This is a genomic window from Streptomyces sp. NPDC015127 (assembly GCF_043080095.1).
Lineage (GTDB): Bacteria > Actinomycetota > Actinomycetes > Streptomycetales > Streptomycetaceae > Streptomyces.
On sequence record NZ_JBIBVE010000014.1, the window covers coordinates 74034 to 93125 of the forward strand.

At 68.8% G+C, this 19092-nt stretch carries 14 protein-coding genes and 1 pseudogene; 6 read left to right on the forward strand and 9 right to left on the reverse strand.

Annotated elements, in window-relative coordinates; genetic code table 11:
- Positions 1-173 precede the first annotated feature (173 nt).
- Complete coding sequence (locus ACF08N_RS26715) at positions 174-566, forward strand: MarR family winged helix-turn-helix transcriptional regulator (protein WP_392327225.1); 393 nt, start codon at positions 174-176, stop codon at positions 564-566.
- Between the two features lie 476 nt (positions 567-1042).
- On the opposite strand, the gene ACF08N_RS26720 is transcribed toward ACF08N_RS26715, so the two are convergent.
- The 9 genes from ACF08N_RS26720 to ACF08N_RS26760 form a co-directional block, all read right to left on the reverse strand.
- Positions 1043-2506 (reverse strand): non-reducing end alpha-L-arabinofuranosidase family hydrolase, encoded by a 1464-nt coding sequence (locus tag ACF08N_RS26720; protein WP_392327226.1) that lies wholly within the window; start codon positions 2504-2506, stop codon positions 1043-1045.
- On the reverse strand, positions 2506-3144 hold the full coding sequence (locus ACF08N_RS26725) for a cupin domain-containing protein (RefSeq protein ID WP_392327227.1): 639 nt from the start codon (positions 3142-3144) through the stop codon (positions 2506-2508). The genes ACF08N_RS26720 and ACF08N_RS26725 overlap by 1 nt, the downstream gene beginning before the upstream one ends.
- Positions 3096-3956: a PmoA family protein gene (locus ACF08N_RS26730; protein ID WP_392327228.1), complete on the reverse strand. Its 861-nt coding sequence runs from the start codon at positions 3954-3956 to the stop codon at positions 3096-3098. The genes ACF08N_RS26725 and ACF08N_RS26730 overlap by 49 nt, the downstream gene beginning before the upstream one ends.
- On the reverse strand, positions 3953-4999 hold the full coding sequence (locus tag ACF08N_RS26735; protein ID WP_392327229.1) for a Gfo/Idh/MocA family protein: 1047 nt from the start codon (positions 4997-4999) through the stop codon (positions 3953-3955). Before ACF08N_RS26735 ends, ACF08N_RS26730 begins: the two co-directional genes overlap by 4 nt.
- Complete coding sequence (locus ACF08N_RS26740; RefSeq protein WP_392327230.1) at positions 4996-6054, reverse strand: endo-1,4-beta-xylanase; 1059 nt, start codon at positions 6052-6054, stop codon at positions 4996-4998. Before ACF08N_RS26740 ends, ACF08N_RS26735 begins: the two co-directional genes overlap by 4 nt.
- 26 nt (positions 6055-6080) lie before the next feature.
- Positions 6081-7424, reverse strand: coding sequence for a glycoside hydrolase (locus ACF08N_RS26745; protein ID WP_392327231.1), 1344 nt, complete (start codon positions 7422-7424; stop codon positions 6081-6083).
- A gap of 68 nt (positions 7425-7492) precedes the next feature.
- Positions 7493-8323: a carbohydrate ABC transporter permease gene (locus ACF08N_RS26750; protein ID WP_392327232.1), complete on the reverse strand. Its 831-nt coding sequence runs from the start codon at positions 8321-8323 to the stop codon at positions 7493-7495.
- Positions 8320-9261 carry a carbohydrate ABC transporter permease gene (locus ACF08N_RS26755; RefSeq protein ID WP_392327388.1) on the reverse strand — a complete coding sequence of 314 codons (942 nt, stop codon included), beginning with the start codon at positions 9259-9261 and terminating at the stop codon, positions 8320-8322. Before ACF08N_RS26755 ends, ACF08N_RS26750 begins: the two co-directional genes overlap by 4 nt.
- A 121-nt stretch (positions 9262-9382) precedes the next feature.
- Entirely contained in the window at positions 9383-10675 is a 1293-nt protein-coding gene (locus tag ACF08N_RS26760) for an extracellular solute-binding protein (protein ID WP_392327233.1), read from the reverse strand.
- Between the two features lie 235 nt (positions 10676-10910).
- On the opposite strand from ACF08N_RS26760, the gene ACF08N_RS26765 reads away from it, so the two are divergent.
- From ACF08N_RS26765 to ACF08N_RS26785, 5 genes and pseudogenes are all read left to right on the forward strand, one after another.
- The gene (locus ACF08N_RS26765) at positions 10911-11924 is read left to right on the forward strand and encodes a LacI family DNA-binding transcriptional regulator (RefSeq protein WP_392327234.1); all 1014 of its coding nucleotides are present in this window, start codon (positions 10911-10913) and stop codon (positions 11922-11924) included.
- A gap of 205 nt (positions 11925-12129) precedes the next feature.
- Entirely contained in the window at positions 12130-14349 is a 2220-nt protein-coding gene (locus ACF08N_RS26770) for a glycoside hydrolase family 3 N-terminal domain-containing protein (RefSeq protein WP_392327235.1), read from the forward strand.
- Positions 14346-15815 carry a glycoside hydrolase family 43 protein gene (locus tag ACF08N_RS26775; protein ID WP_392327236.1) on the forward strand — a complete coding sequence of 490 codons (1470 nt, stop codon included), beginning with the start codon at positions 14346-14348 and terminating at the stop codon, positions 15813-15815. Before ACF08N_RS26770 ends, ACF08N_RS26775 begins: the two co-directional genes overlap by 4 nt.
- Before the next feature lie 614 nt (positions 15816-16429).
- Positions 16430-17860: an endo-1,4-beta-xylanase gene (locus tag ACF08N_RS26780; RefSeq protein ID WP_392327237.1), complete on the forward strand. Its 1431-nt coding sequence runs from the start codon at positions 16430-16432 to the stop codon at positions 17858-17860.
- Positions 17860-18077 (forward strand): annotated as a pseudogene (locus ACF08N_RS26785) (glycosyl hydrolase); the annotation flags it as partial. The gene ACF08N_RS26780 and the pseudogene ACF08N_RS26785, both read left to right, overlap by 1 nt.
- Between the last annotated feature and the right edge of the window lie 1015 nt (positions 18078-19092).

Consider the following 19092-nt stretch of genomic DNA (forward strand, 5'->3'; position numbering starts at 1 on the left):
CGTTTCCCCTCGGCTTGGTACGGTGGCCCGAACAGGCATTAGTCAGGCTCTCTGTCTAAATTACTCAGAGTCTCTGACTATCGTCAAGCCGTGAGAACGGGAAGCGAGAGGGGAGTGAGAGTCACGTGGCAGACCTCAACATCGGAGTCTTGCTCTTCATTTCGTACCGAGCCATGGAGAACCGAGCCTTCGACGCTGTGGCCGCCGCCGGCCACCACGACATCACCCTGGCCCAGGCGAAACTCCTGCAGCGGATCGACGAGGACGGCTCCCGGCTCAGCGAACTCGCCGAATCCGCCCAGGTGACCAAGCAGACCGCCGGCTACCTTGTCGACCAGCTCGAAGGGGCCGGGTACGTGGAACGCACCCCCGACCCCACTGACGCCCGCGCCCGCCTGATCCGCCTGACCGAGTACGGCCGCTCCCTGATTCCCATCGGCAACCGGGCTGTGGCTGAAGTCGAAGCCGAATGGACCGCCCACCTGGGCAAACGGCGCATGGAGCAACTGCGGGACATCCTCACGCGGCTGCGAGAGATCACCGACCCGTACGCGGAGCAGGGCTGACTGTCCGTATGGTGGCGGTATGGGCAGGGACGGGGTTCTTCGGTTACGGCTGGTCGTGGTCGCGGACCGACGTCACGTCGATCTGCTCGGAGTGCGGAACGTCATGGACGGCCGGGGTTGAGCATCCTGCCTCGGCAACGTACTGCTCTCCCCGCTGCCACAAACCGGCCTGATAGGCGCCGCGCGAGGGACGCCGGGTTGGGAGACCGCGCATTCGGCGGCTGTCATCGTGCTTCACTGCGGGGCCGTGCGTCCTGGCGGGTTCCTGTTGCCGGTCGGATGGTGCGAAGCGACGGCCTGCCGGGGCGAGCTGACGGCATCAGAAAGGGTGCCGCACCGGGGTCCGCCTGGGGTGATGTCCGCGGTGATCGGCAGTGTGACCCCGGAACGCTTTCTTCGCGTGACCCGGGCGGGCTCGGCCTTCCGCCGAGCCCGCCACGCCGGCTCCACACCGGAGCCGGACCCGTGTCGCGCCGTCAGCGCTGCAGTGTCAGCAGACCCGGCCGGTAGGGCAGGAGGCCGTAGTCGCCACCGGAGTTGGGGCTGCGTCCCTGGTAGAGCAACTGCAGATTGCAGGGATCGACGGTCATGGTCTGATCGGCGCTGGTGCGGATCAGTTCGCCGTGGCTGATGTCGTTGGTCCAGGTGGCGCCGCTGTTGGCCTTGCCGGCGAAGGGGTTGCTCTCGGTCGCGGCCTGGGGCGTCCACGAGCCGTTCAGACTGGTGGCCGTGAACGAGCGGAAGTAGCGGCCCTGCGAGCCGATCGCCTCGACGATCATGAGGTAGCGGTCCTGGCCCTTGAGCTTGTAGACCTGCGGGGCTTCGAACAGGTTGTTCCTCGTGTCGCTCATGATCACTGTCGAGGTCGAGCCGAAACTGCCCGGGAAGTTCCCGATCGGCATACTGGCCCGGTAGATCTTGCCGTTGTCACCGGCGAAGAACAGGTACATGTTCGTCCCGTCAGCGATGAGCGTCTGGTCGATGGGTCCTGTTCCGGAGTCGCCGATGCTTCCGGAGAAGAGCACCTGCTCCGATGACCAGCCGTTCGGGTTGGTGGGGTCGCTCGACGTCCGGTAGGAGAAGGCGGTCCTACCCCACTGGTAGGCGAGCACCCAGATGTTCTTCGGCGCGAAGTAGAAGAGCGTGGGCGCGACGGTGGATGTCGACATCGTGTTCTGGCCGGCCGAGGCCATCTCCGACCAGTTGGTGAACAGGCCGAAGTTCATCGAACCCCAACTCGTCCCGGTGTCGTGCGTCGTCGCGTAGACGAGCTGCCTGCCGTTGTAGGGGACGACGGTGAAGTCCTTGAGGGAGACCCACCCCGACTTGGGCTGCGCCAGCGCGCCCGTCGATGTCCAGCGGTAGGACGACGGAAGACTGCACGTGCCGGGGTTGCCGGCGCCGACCTGGACGAGTTGCCACTGCTGGTTGTTGCCACCCCAGTCGTCGTACTGGACGATGTTCGCGTTGTCGGCGGTGGAGCCGCCCTGTACTTCGAGGGCCTTGTTGCTGTGGCGGGCGATCAGCCTCACGTAGCCACCCGAGCTGTCGGCCAGCCGCCACTGCTGGTTGGTGGCGTTCAGGTCGGTCCACTGGACGATCGGGCCGCCGTTGGCGGTGGACGCGTTCTGGACGTCCAGCACCTTGCCGGAGTGGCGGGACTTGATGCGGTAGTAACCGCCGCCGGCGTCGACGAACTGCCACAGCTGCTGGTTCTGATCGTTCCTGGTCCACTGGGTGATGCGCGCGCCGTCGTTGGTCGCCAGGTTGTAGACGTCCAGGGCCTTGCCGCTGTTGCGGTTGACCAGCACATAGGAGGCGTTGGGGTCGACGGTCGCCGCGGCGGCGGGCGGGGCACTGAGGAGAGTGGCCCCGAGCAGCAAGGACGATAAGACCGCGAGTACGAGACTCAGGACCAGGGGTGGATGGCGAAACCGCATCAGAAGAGCTCCTTTGGGGGTCGGAGGTGAGGTGACCTCGACGAACCGCGAAGCGGCCGCGTCGGGGTCGGGGACGGGTAGGGACGGGTAGGAGTGAAGGCGGCCGCACATGCCGAAGAGTTGGTGCTGGCTGCTATGTGGAACTCCCGCAGCCCGCCTTCGCGCAGGGCCAGGAAACCCTCGAGTGCCAGGTCGCGGCGGCGGCGCGCTGCCGCGGCCTGGTCGCCGGTCAGGGCTGCCGCCGCCTGGTAGGCGTGGGGATCGGCCAGCACGGGAGCGGGGAAGGTGAAGACGGCGTCGCCGGCCTCGGGGAGTCCGCTGTTCTGCATGAGCACCACGAGGCGCAGGCCGCCGTCGTTGACGAGGCGGTGGATCGTGCCGGGGGTGAACCGGACGACGTCGCCGGGGTGCAGCGGGGTGTCGGCGAAGCCGCAGGTGGTGAGGGTCTGGACGCTGCCCGAGCCGTCGATGACGACGTAGGCTTCGGAGCAGACGAGGTGCATGTGGGGTGTGCCGCCGCACAGGCCGTCGGCGGCCTCCCAGTCGTACACGGTCAACCCGGAGATCCCCACGCCGCCGGGGAGCCGGGTCACCACGGGTGTTCCGCGATATGGCGGGACAGGCGCCCGGGGGTCCATGCGCCGTCGGCCACGACGATCCGGTAGCGGCGCGAGAGGGTGTCGCCCGGGGCCAGCGGCAGTTCCTTGTCGAACGCCAGAGACGGGTTGACGGCGGGGATGGGCTCGCTGCGGACGAACCAGTGGCAGGGGGCGTCCGGATCGTCCAGGAACAGCAGCGTGGAGGAGCGGTCGACCTCGTCGTGCGTGCCGATGAAGGCCAGCCAGTCGCCCTGCTCGCCCATCGCGGGGCCGATCACGTCGCCGCCGGTGAAGTCGCGCGGGCCGCGCCAGAACAGACCGGTGTATCCGGCGAGTTCCCTGCCCTGAGTGCCGGGACTGCCGAAGATCAGATCGGTGTCGTGGACGTTGGTCAGCGCGGTGGTGACGTCCAGGGTCCAGGAGTCTGCCTCGACGTCGTGGGCGGTCAGCGTGCGGCGCTCGTCGATCCAGTGCTCCCCTGCCATCGTGTGCCAGGCCAGGTCCTCGGTGATCACGGCGCGGCCGCGGCCCGTTTCGGCGGATACGGTGAGGCTGCGCATCGTGCCGAGGTTCGGCAGGTCCACGTAGCCCTGGCCGCGCAGGTAGGTGCCGCCGCCCCAGAAGTTCTGCCCCGACAGCCACGACGCCGTGATCTGGACGCCCTTGTGCCAGCGGTGGTCGTGCGGCCGGTACCCGGTGACCACGTCGCCGGCGAGCGTGCGCACCGGATGCAGGTAGGGCTTCGGTGCCTCGAAGGGGACCGTGACCGGCCGGTGCACATAGCGGAAGAGGTCGACGCCGCGCGTTCGGACGATCAGCGAGTCCTTGTTCTCGAGGAGTTCGAACGTCATCGGAACACCTCCGGGCGCCCCCCGTTGAGCGAGCCGTAGAACGGGTCGGCCGCGTCGATCTCTCCGCGCCGGACCGGCAGGCCGGTGATCGCGGCCTTGTACAAGGCGGTCACCAGTTCCATGGTGGACCTGCCGAGGTCGGGCCGGATTCCTGCCTCGTAGCCGTCCAGGAAGGCCCCGAGCTGGGCAGTGTGCGAGCTGGGCAGGTCGCCTGGCGGCTCCCACTTCACGCCGGCCGACCTGGTGGTGAACGTCCAGTCGGCGTTGGAGTAGCCGTACAGATGCCGCAGCTCGACCGTGGCGTCGGTGAGATCGAACCGCAGGTAGCTCTCCTCGCGTGGGGAAAGGACGCTGTTGACGACCGTCGCGATGGCTCCGTTCTCGAACCGGACCAGGGCCGCGGACACGTCCTCGGTCTGGACGTCGCGCTCCAGGCGGCCGGCCATCGCGCGTACCTCGGCCCATTCGCCGAGCACCGCGAGCATCAGGTCCATCTGGTGGATGCCGTGGCCCAGCGTCGGGCCACCGCCCTCGCTCTCCCATGTGCCGCGCCAGGGCACGTCGTAGTAGGCGTCGTCGCGGAACCACGCCGTGACGCACTGCGCGACCAGCGGACGGCCCAGCGTCCCCGCCGCGATCCGGTCGCGCAGGTACCGGGCCCCCGTGCCGTACCTGTGCTGGAACACCGCGCCCGCGACGGCGGGCCCTTCGGCGGCGCGGATCCGGTCAAGTTCGGCCAGCGACAGCACCACCGGCTTCTCACACCACACCCAGGCCTCCGACTCCAGGCAGGCCACGGCCTGTTCGGCGTGCAGGAACGGCGGCGTGCACAGGTGCACGAGGTCCGGACGCTGCTCCTGGAGCATCGTGTGCAGGTCGGTGTAGACCGCGGGAATGCCGTGTTCGGCCGCGAACGCCTCGGCGCGCGCGGCGTCCACATCGACGGCTGCCACGATCACGGCCCGGTGCGCCTGCGCCCGGAGGGCGGGTACGTGGCAGATGCCGGCGATCCCGCCCGTTCCGACGATCGCCGTTCTTATCATCCGCCCAGCACCTCCTTGATCGAGTGATAGGCGGGCTTGGGCAGCAGGTTCTCGTCGTAGGGCAGCGCCGCGCCCTCACCGGGGAAGACGGAGGGGATCCACGAGTACTTGTCCGTGTAGTCCCAGATGGTGATGCCGACGCATTTCTCGACCGCCAGGCAGGCCTTGACGTAGTCGGCGTACCAGGTTGCCTGGGTGGCGAGCATCGAAGGGGTCGCGGGGAGGATCATCCGGATGTCGAGCTCGGTGATCGCGACCTCGACCCCGAGGTCGGCGAAGCGCTGCATGTTCTGCTGGACGTCGGCGGGGAAGCCGTACTGGAGCGCCAGATGCCCCTGGATGCCGAAGCCCTCCACCGGGACGCCGTCGGCCTTCAACTGCTTGATCAGGGTGTAGTACGCGTCGCTCTTGGGGCCGATCCCGTCGACGTTGTAGTCGTTGAGGTACAGCTTGGCGTGCCGGTCGGCCTCGTGGGCCCAGCGCAGGGCGTCGGCGATGTAGCCGGGGCCGAGCGTCTTGTAGAAGAGCGTCTCGCGGTAGGTGCCGTCCTCGTTGAAGGCCTCGTTGACTACGTCCCAGTGGATCACTTGGCCCTTGAAGTGCCGGACCACCGTCTGTATGTGGTTCTTGAGGATGGCGCGCAGCTCGTCGGCGGTCCAGGTGCCCTCGGTGAGCCAGGCGGGGAGCTGGTTGTGCCAGATGAGGGTGTGGCCGCGGACCTTCTGGTGGTGGGCCTTGGCGAACGCGACGACCTCGTCGGCGGCGGTGAAGTCGAAGACGCCGCGCTCGGGCTCGGTGGCGTACCACTTCATGGCGTTGCCGGGGGTGGTCTGCCCGAATTCGCTGCCGAGGAGCTTCAGATAGGCGGCGTCGGTGAACTCGGGGTTGTCGGTGGCGGAGCCGAAGTACTTGTGGTGCTTCTCGGCCAGTTCGCCGAGCGTCTTGGGGCGGGGCTCGGCGGCTGCGGGCGCAGCGGCGAGACCGGCCGTGAGGCAGGCGGCGGCGGACAGGGCGGTGAGAATCCGGGATGCGATGAGAATCCGGGGCAGGGGCATGACGGTCTCCTCGGGTGGTGGGCGGTTCAGTCGAGGACGATCGTGGTGAGCGCGCGCGGGGCGAGCTTCGCCGTGAGGGTCGTGCCGTGCGTGGAGACGATGTCGGCCGGGGTGATCGAGCGGGTCTCGTCGGTGACGTAGCCGTCGGGGTGCCGGTCCTGCCCGCCGCGAAGAGAGAACTCGGCGGACTTTTCGGTGGTCGCGGTGTTGAGGATTTCGATCACGCGGCTGCCGTCGGTGTTGCGGAAGGCGGTGGTCTGCAGTGCCGGGTCGGCGTTCGTGGCCGGCACGCGGACGGCGCCGGGGCGGATGAACCGGCTGAAGGCGGCCAGCGCCCAGTACCGCTTGGACACCCGGTATTCGTCACCGGGGTTGGCGAGTTGGATGAGCCCTCGGGTCGCGCCGAGGGACGCGCCGGTCCAGTAGACATAGGCATTGGCGTTGCCGACGGTCAGGGTGTTCTGGATGTCGGCCGCGACGGTGAGACCGTCGTAGCCGCTGCCGTCGTCCCAGTTCTCGTTCCAGGTGGTGCCGTCCGGCGACCATTCGGACATCCACACGCGCTTGTCGGTCGGCTGCGGGACGTCGGTCGGACCGCTGTAGCGGTGGCCGGTGATGGTCCGTACGGCCTTGTCGGCCGCGGGGTCCGCCTCGATGGCCTCGGTGTAGGCGACCTGCCGGTCCCAGCCCGCGGCGTCGCAGCAGACCACCCCGGTCTTCAATCCGGACGCGCGAACGGTCGGCCCGAGCACCTTGAGGAAGTCGACGGCCTGCTGCGGGGTGAACCGCATCGAGGCGTAGGTCGCCGTCCAGTCGGGTTCGTTGGTGAACCCCAGGTCGGTGATCCTGATGCCTTCCTGCCGGTAGAACTTCGCGTACTGGACGAGGTAGTTCGCGTAGGCCTGACGCCATTCGGGCAGGAGCTCGCCGCCGTCGTTCTCGCTTCCGTTGGTCTTCATGAAGGCCGGGGCGCTCCAGGCGTCGGCGAAGAACCGTTTGACGCCGTAGGCCTTGGCCTCCTTGGCGAGCCAGACCTGGCCGCCGTCCCAGCCGTCCCAGACGTACGTCGGCGTGGCGTCCGGCCCGCCGGGATCGGCCGGCAGGATCGTCGGCATATGGTCGTAGACCCGGTCGGTCGACGATCCGATGCCCAGGCGCAGGATCGAAAGGCCCGCGCCCTTGTCCTTGCTGAGCAGCAGGTCGAGCACCTCGCGCTGCTTGGCCGGGCTGAGGCCGCGCGCGCCGTGCAACAGGTCGGCCCGCTGGAAGGCCATCGAGAAGCCGAATCCGTCGATGGGCTGGAGCTCGGCGCCGAAGTCGATGGCGGGGCGCTCGGGCGCGGCCACGGCCTGTGGGGGTAACGCGAACATCAGTGCGACTGTCAGTGCGGTCAGGCGTTTCACAACGTCTCCTCGGGGGTGGAGGTCACGCGGAACGGTCAGCCCTTGGTGGCGCCCGCGGTGAGGCCGCCGATCAACTGCCGCTCGGCGACGGCATAGAAGGCAAGGGCGGGGACCATCGCGAGCACGATGTAGGCGAGGACGAGCGCGTAGTCGGTCGAGTACTGGCCCTGGAACTGCTGGACGCCGACGGGGATCGTCTGCCATTTCGGGTCGTTGAACACCAGCAGCGGCAGGAAGAAGTTGTTCCAGCTCGCGACGATCGCCAGCACCGAGACCGTGCCGAGTGCCGGCCGCGCCATCGGCAGCAGAACCCTCCAGAAGAAGCGGAACTTGCCGCAGCCGTCCATGATGGCCGCCTCCTCCACCTCCGCCGGGATGGTCCGGAAGAAGCCGCGCAGAATGATGATCGTCATAGGGAGCCCGAAGGCGGCCTGCGGGAGGATCACTCCGAGCGGGTTGTCGAGCAGGTCGAAGTTGCGCAGCAGCAGGAACAGCGGCAGGACGGCCACCGCGAACGGGAACATCAGCCCGATCGTGAACAGCGTGTAGAACAGCTCCCTGCCCCGGAACGCGTAGCGGGCCAGCACGAACGCCGCCATTGCGGAGGCCGCCACCGTGCAGCATGTCGTGCCGATCGCGATACCCGCGCTGTTGGCGATCTGCCGCCAGAACATTCCGTCGCCGAGAATGCCGGTGTAGTTGCCGGTCTTCCAGTGCTCCGGCAGTCCGAACGGATTGGTCGTCAGCTCGCCGGTGCTCTTGAACCCGGAGATCACCGCGTAGATCAGCGGCACGACGACGAACGCGCCGATCAGCCAGACCACGGCGTGCAGCGACAGGCCACGTGCCGTCCTGCGGGCGTTCATCGGCCACCTCCCGTGGTGATGGCCCCGCTCAGGTCACGGCGGAGCACGTAACGCTGGTAGAAGAGGGAGAAGACCAGGCTGATCAGGAACAACACCACGCTGATCGCACTGGCGTAGCCGACCTGGTAGCGCTTGAACCCGAACTGGAACATCGAGATCGCCATCGTCTCGGAGGAGTGGTTGGGCCCGCCCGCGGTCATGACCCAGACGAGGTCGAAGAGCTGGATGGCCCCGATGATCGAAAGGAAGACGCTGATCCGGACGGTCGGGCCGAGCAGCGGCAGCGTCACGTACCGGAAGCGCTGCCAGGCGCCGGCGCCGTCGATGGAGGCGGCATCGAGGATCTCGCCCGGGATGCTCTGCAGCCCGGCGAGGAAGAGCATCATGTGGAAGCCGAAGTACTTCCAGGTCATGACCACGAACAGGGTCGGCATGGCCGTCGAGGGATCGGCGAGCCACTTGCCCTGCAGCCCCTCCAGGCCGAGGGCGCCGGCGAGATGGTCGGCCATGCCGCCGCCGGGGAGGAAGATCATGGTGAAGAGGACCGCCGTGACCACCTCTGACAGGATGTACGGCGCGAAGAACAGCATCCGGTAGACGGCCCGGCCGCGCAGCCTCTGGTTGAGCAGGACCGCGGTGAACAGCGCGAACGGCAACTGCACCGTGATCGACAGGACGATCAGGTACAGTCCGCGCCCCAGATCGCCGAGGAAGACCTGATCGTCGAACAGCTTGGCGTAGTTCTCGAAGCCGACAAAGTCGTCCATGGAGCCGATCCCGCCCCACTTGAAGAAGCTGGTGTGGACGGCGACGGCGATCGGGGCGAGGACGAAGACGAGGAAGAGGACCAGAGCGGGGACGAGGAACCAGGCGACCGACGCCCAGCCTCCCAGCCCGCGCAGGAGCGACCGGGCCGGGGCGGGCGGGCGCACGGGCACGGCGTCCTGCGTCCGCTCCTCGGCCGGGTCCTTGGTCGGGCCCTTGGTCGGGTCTTTGGTCGGGTTGGCCGGGTCTTTGGCCGGATCCTCGGCCGGGTCCTTGGTCGGGGTAGCCACGGACCTAGGCACCCTTCGCAGCCTCGGTGATCGACTCGGTGACCTGCTCGGGCGTCTTCTTGCCCGCGATGAGGTCGGCGACGCTGTCGTTGACCTCCTGGCCGACCGCCGGCGGGTAGGCCTGGTCGAGGAAGAGCTGGAAGCCCGTCGCCTTGACCAGGCTGTCGGCCACCACCTTCTTGTTGGCGTCGGTGAGCTGGCTCTCCGCGCCCTTGACCACCGGGAGGTAGCCGTTGGAGGCCAGCAGCTTGGACTGGTTCTCCAGAACGAAGAACTTCAGGAAGTCCAGCGCCTCCTTCGGGGCGCCCTTGCGCAGCGCGAAGCCGCCGCCGCCGCCGAACACCTCGGTGGCCCGGCCGACTCCGCCGTCGACCGTCGGGAAGGGGAAGAAGCCCAGGTCCGCTCCGAGGTCGGCGCCCGCGTCCTTCTGCACCGAGGGTCCCCACTGCCCCATCAGCTCCATGGCGGCCTTGCCGTTGCCCATGGTCGCGGCCTGGCCGCCGGGGGTGGAGTAGCCGGCGCCGAGGAAGGCCGTCTGGAACGGCTGGAGGTCGACCAGCTCCTTGAGGTGGGTACCGGCCTGGACGAAGCCGGCGCCGGTGAAGTCCTTGGTGGTCGCGGCCTGTTGCAGGGCGGGGAGGCCCGCGACGCGCATCGCGAGGTAGGCCCAGTAGTAGTGGCCTGGCCATTTCTCCTTGCCCGCGAGGGCGATCGGAGTGACGCCCGCCGCCTTGAGCTTCTGGACGTCTTCGAGGAGCTCGGCCCAGGTGGCCGGCGGCGCGGTGATCCCGGCCTTGGCGAAGAGCTTCTTGTTGTACCAGAAGCCGACCATGCCGATGTCGTAGGGCACCCCGTAGGTCCGGCCCCCGAACTGATAGGCCTCAAGCGACACCGGGGTGAGGTCGGACGACCAGCCGAACGCGTCGGTGAGGTCCTCGACCAGCCCTGCGTCGACCTGCTGTTGCAGCACGCCGCCGCCCCAGGTCTGGAAGACATCGGGGAGCTTGCCGGAAGAAGTGGTGGCGGTCAGCTTGGACTTGAACGCCTCGTTCTCCAACGAGGTCGTCTTGATCGTGATGTTCGGGTGAGCGGCCGTGAACGCCGAGGAGATCTGCGGGAAGAGGGATTTGCCCGGTTCCGTCGTGGCGATGTTCCACCACGCGAAGGTCACCTTGCCGTCGGCTGCCGTCCTGTCGCCGGAGTCGTCACCGCCGCAGGCCGCGGCCAGCGGGACGGACAGTGCGGTCAGGGCCGAGAGCGCCAGGAAGCGTCGTCGGCTCGGGAGGGTGCTGGCCATGGGACCTCCGGGGTGGGGAATGTCGGTTCGTTCTCGAAAACATTTCGCAACACTCTCGAATTCTGCGCTGCCACAAACTAGGAACGTGGGGCTTCTCGGTCAAGACCTGTCACCGAACTATCCAAATTCAGCAGCTCTTTTGGGGCTTGACAAGTAGGTCACACCGACCGGAAACTCTTCGAAAAGTTTGCGGTACCTGGTCGCCGGCCCAAGGCGTCCGCGCAGAGGAGAGAAGTTGAGCGAGCAGCGTCCGACCCTGGCCGTCATCGCCGCGGAGGCAGGGGTCTCCCAGGCCACCGTGTCCAAGGTGATCAACGGCCGCTCCGATGTCGCACCCTCGACACGCGAACGGATCGAGAGCCTGCTGCGATCTCACAACTACCTGCCCCCCGGCCGCCAGGGCAGGGCCCGCAGGTCGGGGCTGGTCGACTTGATCATCGGCGGTCTGGACAGCGCGTGGGCGGTGGAGATACTGCGCGGCGTCGAGGCCGAGTGCGCCCAGCGGAGCGTCGGCACCGTCGTGTCGCTCGTCCCGCCGGGCGAGGCCACGCCGTCGAGCTGGGCCGCACTGCCGGTCCTGCACCACAGCGACGGCGTCATCCTCGTCACCGCCTCGGTCACCCAGGCCCAGCGCGCCCAGGTCGAACGGGCCGGGGTGGCGCTGGTCGTCATCGACCCGATCGACCTTCCGGGCAACGGTGTGCCGAGCATCGGCGCGACCAACTGGGCGGGCGGCCTCGCCGCCACCGAGCACTTGCTGGAGCTGGGGCACCGCCGGATCGCCGCGATCGGCGGGCGCAGGGAGATGCTCTGCAGCCAGGCCCGCATCGACGGGTACCGGGCCGCGCTTGAGCGGGCCGGGGTCGAGGTGGACCGCGACCTGATCCGGTTCGGCGACTTCCAGCACGAGGGCGGATTCCAGCGCGCCCAGGAACTGCTCGCCCTCCCCGAGCCGCCGACCGCCATCTTCGCCGGTAGCGACCAGCAGGCGATGGGAGTCTACGAAGCCGCCCGGCAGGGCGGGTTGAGCATCCCGCAGGACCTCAGCGTGGTCGGCTTCGACGACCTGCCGATGTGCGACTGGCTGTCACCTCCGCTGACGACGGTGCGCCAGCCACTGGAGGAGATGGGCCGGCTCGCCGCCCGCACACTGTTCCAGCTTCTGGAGGACCAGCCTCTGGTCAGCCCCCGGATGGAGCTCTCGACCGAGCTCAAGGTCCGGCTCTCCACCGCCCCGCCTCGTCCCTAGGGGGTGTCTCGCCGATCAGGCCGGGCTCGCGACGCCTGGCACCCGCACCTCTCCCCCGTAGCCCTTCGGGCACGGGAGGTGCCCCCAGCGTTGTCGTCAGTCGCCGACGCTCCGCGTCGACTCCCTCCTCCGCCTTGCGATGCACGGCACCAGACGCCGCTCCCTGATCCGCCCTGACCGACGAGACACCCCCTAGGAGAACCCCTTGACCGAGCTCTGGCGTGACCCCCTCCTGCCCGCGTCCGTGCGAGTCGCCGATCTCCTGAAACGGATGACGATGGAGGAGAAGGCGGGGCAACTCGCCGGCTTCTGGGCGTTGCCCTCGAATCCGGGAGCACCTGTCGCGCCGATGGAGGACGATTCCGGCGAATCCGCGCCCAGCCTCGACGACATCGTCGCCCACGGGCTCGGCCAGCTCACCCGGGTGTACGGCACCGCGCCGATCACCGCGGAAGCCGGGATGGAGCGGCTCGCCTCGCTCCAGCAGCAGGTGACCGGATCCGGCCGGTTCGGGATCCCGGCGGTCGCTCACGAGGAGTGCCTGACCGGGTTCATGACGTTCGGGGCCACGGTCTTCCCCGGGCCGCTGGCCTGGGGTGCATCCTTCGATCCCGGGCTCGTGCGCCGGATGGCCGCCGCCATCGGCGCGGGGATGCGGCGGGTCGGTGTCCACCAAGGGCTGGCTCCGGTGCTCGACGTGGTCCGCGACTACCGGTGGGGCAGGACCGAGGAGTGCATCGGCGAGGATCCCTATCTCGTCGGAGCGATCGGCACCGCCTATGTGCAGGGCTTGGAAGGCGCCGGGATCGTGGCGACGCTCAAGCACTTCGCCGGGTACTCGGCCTCGCGCGGCGGCCGGAACATGGCCCCCGTCGCCTCGGGGCCGCGCGAGTTCGCCGACGTGCTGGTCGAGCCTTTCGTACGGGCCCTGCGCGAGGGGGGCGCCCGGTCGGTGATGAACAGCTACACCGACGTGGACGGCGTCCCGGTGGCCGCCGACGAACGGCTGCTGACCGAACTGCTCAGGGGTGAGCTCGGTTTCAGCGGTGTGGTCGTCGCCGACTACTACGCCGTCTCTTTCCTGGAGACCCGGCACGGCGTCGCCGGATCGCGCGGCGCGGCCGGCGCGCTGGCGCTGACCGCCGGAATCGACGTCGAGCTGCCCACAGCCCGCTGCTACGGCGAGCCGCTGACCGAGCTCGTGCGGTCAGGAAGCGTACCGGAGGAGCTCATCGACCGGGCCGCGGAACGGGTCCTGCTGCAGAAGGCCGAGCTCGGCCTGCTCGACCCCGACTGGGAACCCGTCAAGCCCGAGCCGGTCGACCTCGACCCGCCGGAGAACCGGGCACTGGCCAGGCTCCTGGCCGAACGGTCCACCGTGCTGCTCGCCAACGACGGAACTCTGCCGCTGCGGCCGTGCCGGGTCGCGATCAGCGGGCCGTACGCCGACGACCCTCAGTCCTTCCTCGGCTGCTATTCCTTCCCCAACCACGTCGCGCTGCCCGGCGACCTCGGCCTTGAGATCCCGACGCTCGGAGAGGCGCTCACCGCTGCCGGCTTCACGGTCACTACGGACGATCCGGACGTGAACGTGCTGGTGCTCGGGGACCGGGCCGGCATGTTCGGCCGGGGCACCTCCGGAGAGGGCTGCGACGCCGAGACCCTCGCCCTGCCCGGCGACCAGGTCGCACTCGCCTCCGCCGTTCTGGACTCCGGGGTGCCGACCATCCTGGTCCTCGTCTCCGGACGGCCGTACGCGCTCGGCACGCTGGCCGAGCGGGCATCGGCCGTGGTGCAGGCCTTCTTCCCCGGCGAGGAGGGCGGGACGGCGCTCGCCCGGATCATCAGCGGGGCCGCGGAACCGTCCGGGCGGCTGCCCGTCTCCATTCCCCGCCAGGTCGGCGGCCAGCCCGGCACCTACCTGCACTCCAGGCTCGGCGGGCACACCGACTGGAGCTCGGTGGACCCGACCCCGCTGTTCCCTTTCGGACACGGGCTGAGCTGGACCAGCTTCACCTGCTCGGAGCTCTCGGTGGATCCCGTCGCCACGACGGACGGTGCCGTCTCCGTTTCGGTCACCGTACGCAACGTCGGCGAGGTGGCCGGGACCGAGGTCGTCCAGCTGTACCTCTCCGACCCTGTGGCGTCCGTCGTCCGGCCGCAGAGGTGGCTCGCCGGATTCGGCAGGGTCGAGCTGCAACCGGGCGCGGCCGCCCGGATCACCTTCTCCGTCCATGCCGACCGGACCTCTTTCACCGGGCTCGACCTGCGCAGAAGAGTGGAGCCCGGTGAGATCGGCGTGGCCGTCGGACGGTCCAGCGGCGATCTTCCGCTCCAGGGCTCCTTCACTCTGCATGGCCCCGTACGCCACCCGGCGGCCGACCGGGTGCTGTCCGTGCCGGTCGAGATCGTCCCCGTTCCATGACCACGTCGTTCGGTGATCCCGTGCTGCCGGGGTTCCGGCCCGACCCGTCCGTCTGCCGAGTGGGACCGGACTACTACCTGGTGACGTCCAGCTTCGAATGGTTCCCGGGCCTTCCCGTGTTCCACAGCCGCGACCTCATGAACTGGCGGCGCCTCGGCTCGGCGCTCGACCGGGCGTCTCAGCTCGACCTCGACGGGTGCGAGCCCTCTCGGGGCCTGTTCGCACCGACGATCCGGCACCATGACGGGGTCTTCCATCTCGTCTGCACGCTGATGGACGGCCCCGGCCATTTCGTCGTCACGGCGACCGACCCGGCGGGGCCGTGGTCGGAACCGTACTGGCTGGACGGCGAGGGCTTCGACCCGTCGTTGTTCTTCGACGACGGGCCGGACGACAGCGACGGCCGGGCCTGGTTCACCGCCGCCCGCGTGCTGGACGAGGCCGCCGGTCGCACCGAGATCTGGATGCGCGAGTACCTTCCCCGCGAACGACGGCTCACGGGACCCGAGCACGTCCTGTGGTCGGGAAGCCACCCGGGCGCCCGATGGTCGGAAGCCCCGCACCTCTACAAGATCGACGGCACCTATCTTCTGCTCACCGCCGAGGGCGGCACCGATGTGGACCACAGCGTCGTGGCCGCCCGCGCCGACCGCGTGACCGGCCCCTACAAGGGTGCCCCCGGCAACCCGGTGCTACCACCTGCCAAGGGCCCGGTCACCTGCACCGGGCACGCCGACCTCGTCCAAACCCCGTACGGCGATTGGCGGGCCGTCCTCCTGGGCGTCCGCCCGGGCTCCGCCCTCGGCCGCGAGACCTTCCTCAGCCGGATCACCTGGGACGACGGCTGGCCGGTCTTCACCCCTGTCGTCCACACCGGTTTTCGCCGCCCCCTCCACGACGGCTTCGCCACCCTCTCCGCCGACTGGAACACCCTGCGCACCCCACCCGCGCGGTTCTGGACCACCGGCGACGGGCTCCGTCTCCAGCTCCGCCCCGAACGCCTCGGCGAACGCACCGCCCCGTCCCTCCTGGCCCGCCCCCAGGAACAGCCCGAATGCGACGTCTCCACCGAACTGCACTTCACCCCCGCCGCACCGGACGAACAGGCAGGCCTCGCCGTCGTCCTCGACGACGACAACCACCTCCTCTTCCTCCGCACCACGGAAGGACTCAGCCTCCTCCACGGCCCCGAGGTTCTGGCCGGCATTCCCGTCCCCCCAGGCCCCGTTCGCCTGGGGGTCCGCATCCGCGGCTTCAGCCACACCTTCACCCACGCGGCACCCGACGGCGCCTGGCAGGACCTGACCACCGTCGAAGCCACCTTCCTCACCCCGCTGTTCACCAGCATCCAGCTCGGCCTCTACGCGACCTCCAACGGCCACCCCTCCACCAACCGAGCCCACTTCGCCTGGTTCGACATCACGTACCCAAGCCGGCAGGAACCGCCTGGACACCAGCGTCGATGATGCCCGCGGTCGGTCCCCGTACGGATTGCGCGTGAAGTCACGCTCCCAGCTTCAACGGGGTGGCCGCTCCGGGGCGACGGAATTCGGCGTCCCGAGAGATGCAAGCTGAAGGAAATGCTCGTTTATGGCGGGATCTCTCCTCAGGAGCCGCCGTTCAAATTCAGCGCCCGCCTGTTGGCGCTGACATCCCTGCCCGGCCCGGGTTCCTCTCTGTTTGTCCGAAAGTGAATGTGATGGATGTCCAGGAGCCAACACGAGACGTGCAGGGGACGTCACCTGATCAACTGATCTCGCCTGAGCCGTCAATGACAGCCCAGCTCGGGCGATCGCCATCGAAATTCTTTCGGAGACCCTTGTGCAGCCGCAAGCCGCTACTCGGCAATCTTTGAGGGAAGGATCCTCGAAAGCATTTCGAAACTCTTGACATGTTTCAGTCGAGTTTCCACACTGAGTCCCGAGGCGGCGTCGCCCGTCTGTCCCAGTGCCGGTGTCAGCCTTGGATCGTTACGCCCTGTTGGTGAGCGTCCTTTGTCAATGGACGCGGGCGCCGCTCACGTCGGATTCATTCCGCCGCGCTCCCATCCTTCCGTGATTTCTGCCCTGGAGGCTCAGCCATGCGCTTAAATGCCATTCCCCCAGCCACCCTCCGCCGGAAAATCGGCGGCCTGTGTACGGCCCTGGTCGTCGGCGTCCTCGGTTCGGCCGCCGTGCTGGTGGCACCGCCGACCTCGCACGCCGCCGAGAGCACGCTCGGCCGCGCGGCGGCGCAGAGCGGCCGTTACTTCGGCACCGCCATCGCCTCGGGCAGGCTGGGCGACTCGGCGTACACGACGATCGCGGGCCGCGAGTTCAACTCGGTGACGGCCGAGAACGAGATGAAGATCGACGCCACCGAACCTCAGCAGGGCCAGTTCAACTTCACCGCCGGTGACCGCGTCTACAACTGGGCGGTGCAGAACGGCAAGCAGGTGCGCGGCCACACCCTGGCCTGGCACTCCCAACAGCCCGGCTGGATGCAGAGCCTCAGCGGCAGCGCGCTGCGCCAGGCGATGACCAACCACATCAACGGCGTGATGGCCCACTACAAGGGCAAGATCACCCAGTGGGACGTCGTCAACGAGGCCTTCGCCGACGGCAGCTCGGGAGCCCGACGCGACTCCAACCTGCAGCGCACCGGCAACGACTGGATCGAGGTCGCCTTCCGCACGGCGCGCGCCGCCGACCCGGCCGCCAAGCTCTGCTACAACGACTACAACGTCGAGAACTGGACCTGGGCCAAGACTCAGGCCATGTACGCCATGGTCCGAGACTTCAAGCAGCGCGGGGTGCCGATCGACTGCGTCGGCTTCCAGTCGCACTTCAACAGCGACAGCCCCTACAACAGCAACTTCCGCACCACCCTGCAGAGCTTCGCCGCCCTCGGCGTCGATGTTACCATCACCGAACTCGACATCCAAGGTGCCTCGGCCACGACCTACGCCAATGTGACCAACGACTGCTTGGCCGTCCCGCGCTGCCTCGGCATCACCGTCTGGGGTGTGCGCGACACCGACTCCTGGCGACCGGAGCACTCGCCGCTGCTGTTCAACGGCGACGGCAGCAAAAAGCCCGCCTACACCGCCGTCCTCAACGCACTCAACGGCGGCTCCTCTACGCCCCCTTCGGATTCCGGACCGATCAAGGGCGTCGGTTCGGGCCGCTGCCTGGACGTGCCCGGCACCAGTACCACCGACGGCACCCAGCTCCAGCTGTGGGACTGCCACAACGGCACCAACCAGCAGTGGACGCACACCGCCGCCGGCGAGCTCAGGGTCTACGGCAACAAGTGCCTGGACGCCGCCGGCACCGGCAATGGCGCCAAAGTCCAGATCTACAGCTGCTGGGGCGGCGACAACCAGAAATGGCGCCTCAACTCCGACGGATCCATCGTCGGTGTCCAGTCCGGCCTCTGCCTCGACGCCGTCGCAGGCGGCACCGCCAACGGCACCCTGATCCAGCTCTACTCCTGCTCGAACGGCAGCAACCAACGCTGGACCCGCACCTGAACGGCTGCACTCCCCAGAGCCCGCGCGAACCCGCGCCGGGCAGCCGGGCGCACATCACCACCACCTACTCGGGCTGCCGTGCTGGGTACCCGGTCCAATGGGCCGCGTTCGACGGAGGCCACATACCCCGTCCGGTCGACGGCTCCCCCAACGAGAGAGCGGCGTCGCCACCTGGACCGAAGGAGAGATCTGGCGGTTCTTGGCACAGTTCCAGTGACACGCCCGCACCATGGAGTGGAGCCAGGATGATCCTGGCTCCACTCCGTCGTCGTCCATCTCAGGTTGCAGGACGGAGGAGCTTTTCAGGAAGGCGCCCATGCCTTTGGACTGTTCACGGCGGGCGAACCGGGCGTGGAAGAGGCGGCGTTCGAAGAGCACGCCCTCGCGGAGGGAGGTCTCGTCCGGCGGTGCTGCACACCAGGCGTCGCCAGAGCGACGCCGTGGAGCGGGCGGCTCTGGAGGTCTGGCAGGCCGGTGGCCGTGGGCAGGCGCTGCGTCTCCTTGCCGATGGCGGCCGTGTGCACGCCACCGAAACCGCCGAGCAGGCGCACGTGCCACCAGCACCTGCTGCGCCAGCTGACTCGGTCCCGTTGGAGTCCGGCCTGGCGGACGTGGTGACGCTCCAGCGGAGGCGCCGACGACACCGGACTCACCGGCACGACCACGACATCCGCCAGGAGCGACGGTCTCAGCGTTCGCACCCCGGGCCCAGCCCCCGGCCCGCGCAACACGTGCAGCCCCGGTCCCCCCAGCCGGCCCAGGCCACCTCCGGCACGAGCGGGCCGACAACACCCGGCTCACCGGCACGACCACGACATCCGCCAAGAGGCGCAGTGCCGACACCTGCCCCCGAGGGCGGCCCGGCCCCCGGCATCCGCCCAGAGCGTCTGGCCGACGATGCGGCCATCCGTGGCCGGGGCCGAGACCAGGCAACAAGGCGGCCCGCAACGCGGGCCGTGCCGGCGGCGGGGCCGTGCACCGTGTCCTTTCTCACCGGCCGCGACCGCACCCCTCGGGACACACCGGTCACCCGCACCGCCCACCGCCCCGCTCACCCTCCGTGACCAGCAGGTCGCGCCCATCCGCCCGCACCCGCCCCCACGAGGGGATACGGCAGGACACCGCGCCCGCCCGCGGGCCCGTGATGCACCGGTATGTACCGGTACGCCCGCCCCGGACGGGCCGGTATCACTGCAAACGACCGTTCACCACCGCCCCCATTTCCACCCCCG

Coding starts and splice junctions, on each gene's coding strand:
- ACF08N_RS26715 (WP_392327225.1), top strand. CDS start 174: ATGGAGAACCGAGCCTTCGACGCTGTGGCCGCCGCCGGCCACCACGAC.
- ACF08N_RS26720 (WP_392327226.1), bottom strand. CDS start 2,506: ATGCGGTTTCGCCATCCACCCCTGGTCCTGAGTCTCGTACTCGCGGTC.
- ACF08N_RS26725 (WP_392327227.1), bottom strand. CDS start 3,144: ATGGACCCCCGGGCGCCTGTCCCGCCATATCGCGGAACACCCGTGGTG.
- ACF08N_RS26730 (WP_392327228.1), bottom strand. CDS start 3,956: ATGACGTTCGAACTCCTCGAGAACAAGGACTCGCTGATCGTCCGAACG.
- ACF08N_RS26735 (WP_392327229.1), bottom strand. CDS start 4,999: ATGATAAGAACGGCGATCGTCGGAACGGGCGGGATCGCCGGCATCTGC.
- ACF08N_RS26740 (WP_392327230.1), bottom strand. CDS start 6,054: ATGCCCCTGCCCCGGATTCTCATCGCATCCCGGATTCTCACCGCCCTG.
- ACF08N_RS26745 (WP_392327231.1), bottom strand. CDS start 7,424: ATGTTCGCGTTACCCCCACAGGCCGTGGCCGCGCCCGAGCGCCCCGCC.
- ACF08N_RS26750 (WP_392327232.1), bottom strand. CDS start 8,323: ATGAACGCCCGCAGGACGGCACGTGGCCTGTCGCTGCACGCCGTGGTC.
- ACF08N_RS26760 (WP_392327233.1), bottom strand. CDS start 10,675: ATGGCCAGCACCCTCCCGAGCCGACGACGCTTCCTGGCGCTCTCGGCC.
- ACF08N_RS26775 (WP_392327236.1), top strand. CDS start 14,346: ATGACCACGTCGTTCGGTGATCCCGTGCTGCCGGGGTTCCGGCCCGAC.
- ACF08N_RS26780 (WP_392327237.1), top strand. CDS start 16,430: ATGCGCTTAAATGCCATTCCCCCAGCCACCCTCCGCCGGAAAATCGGC.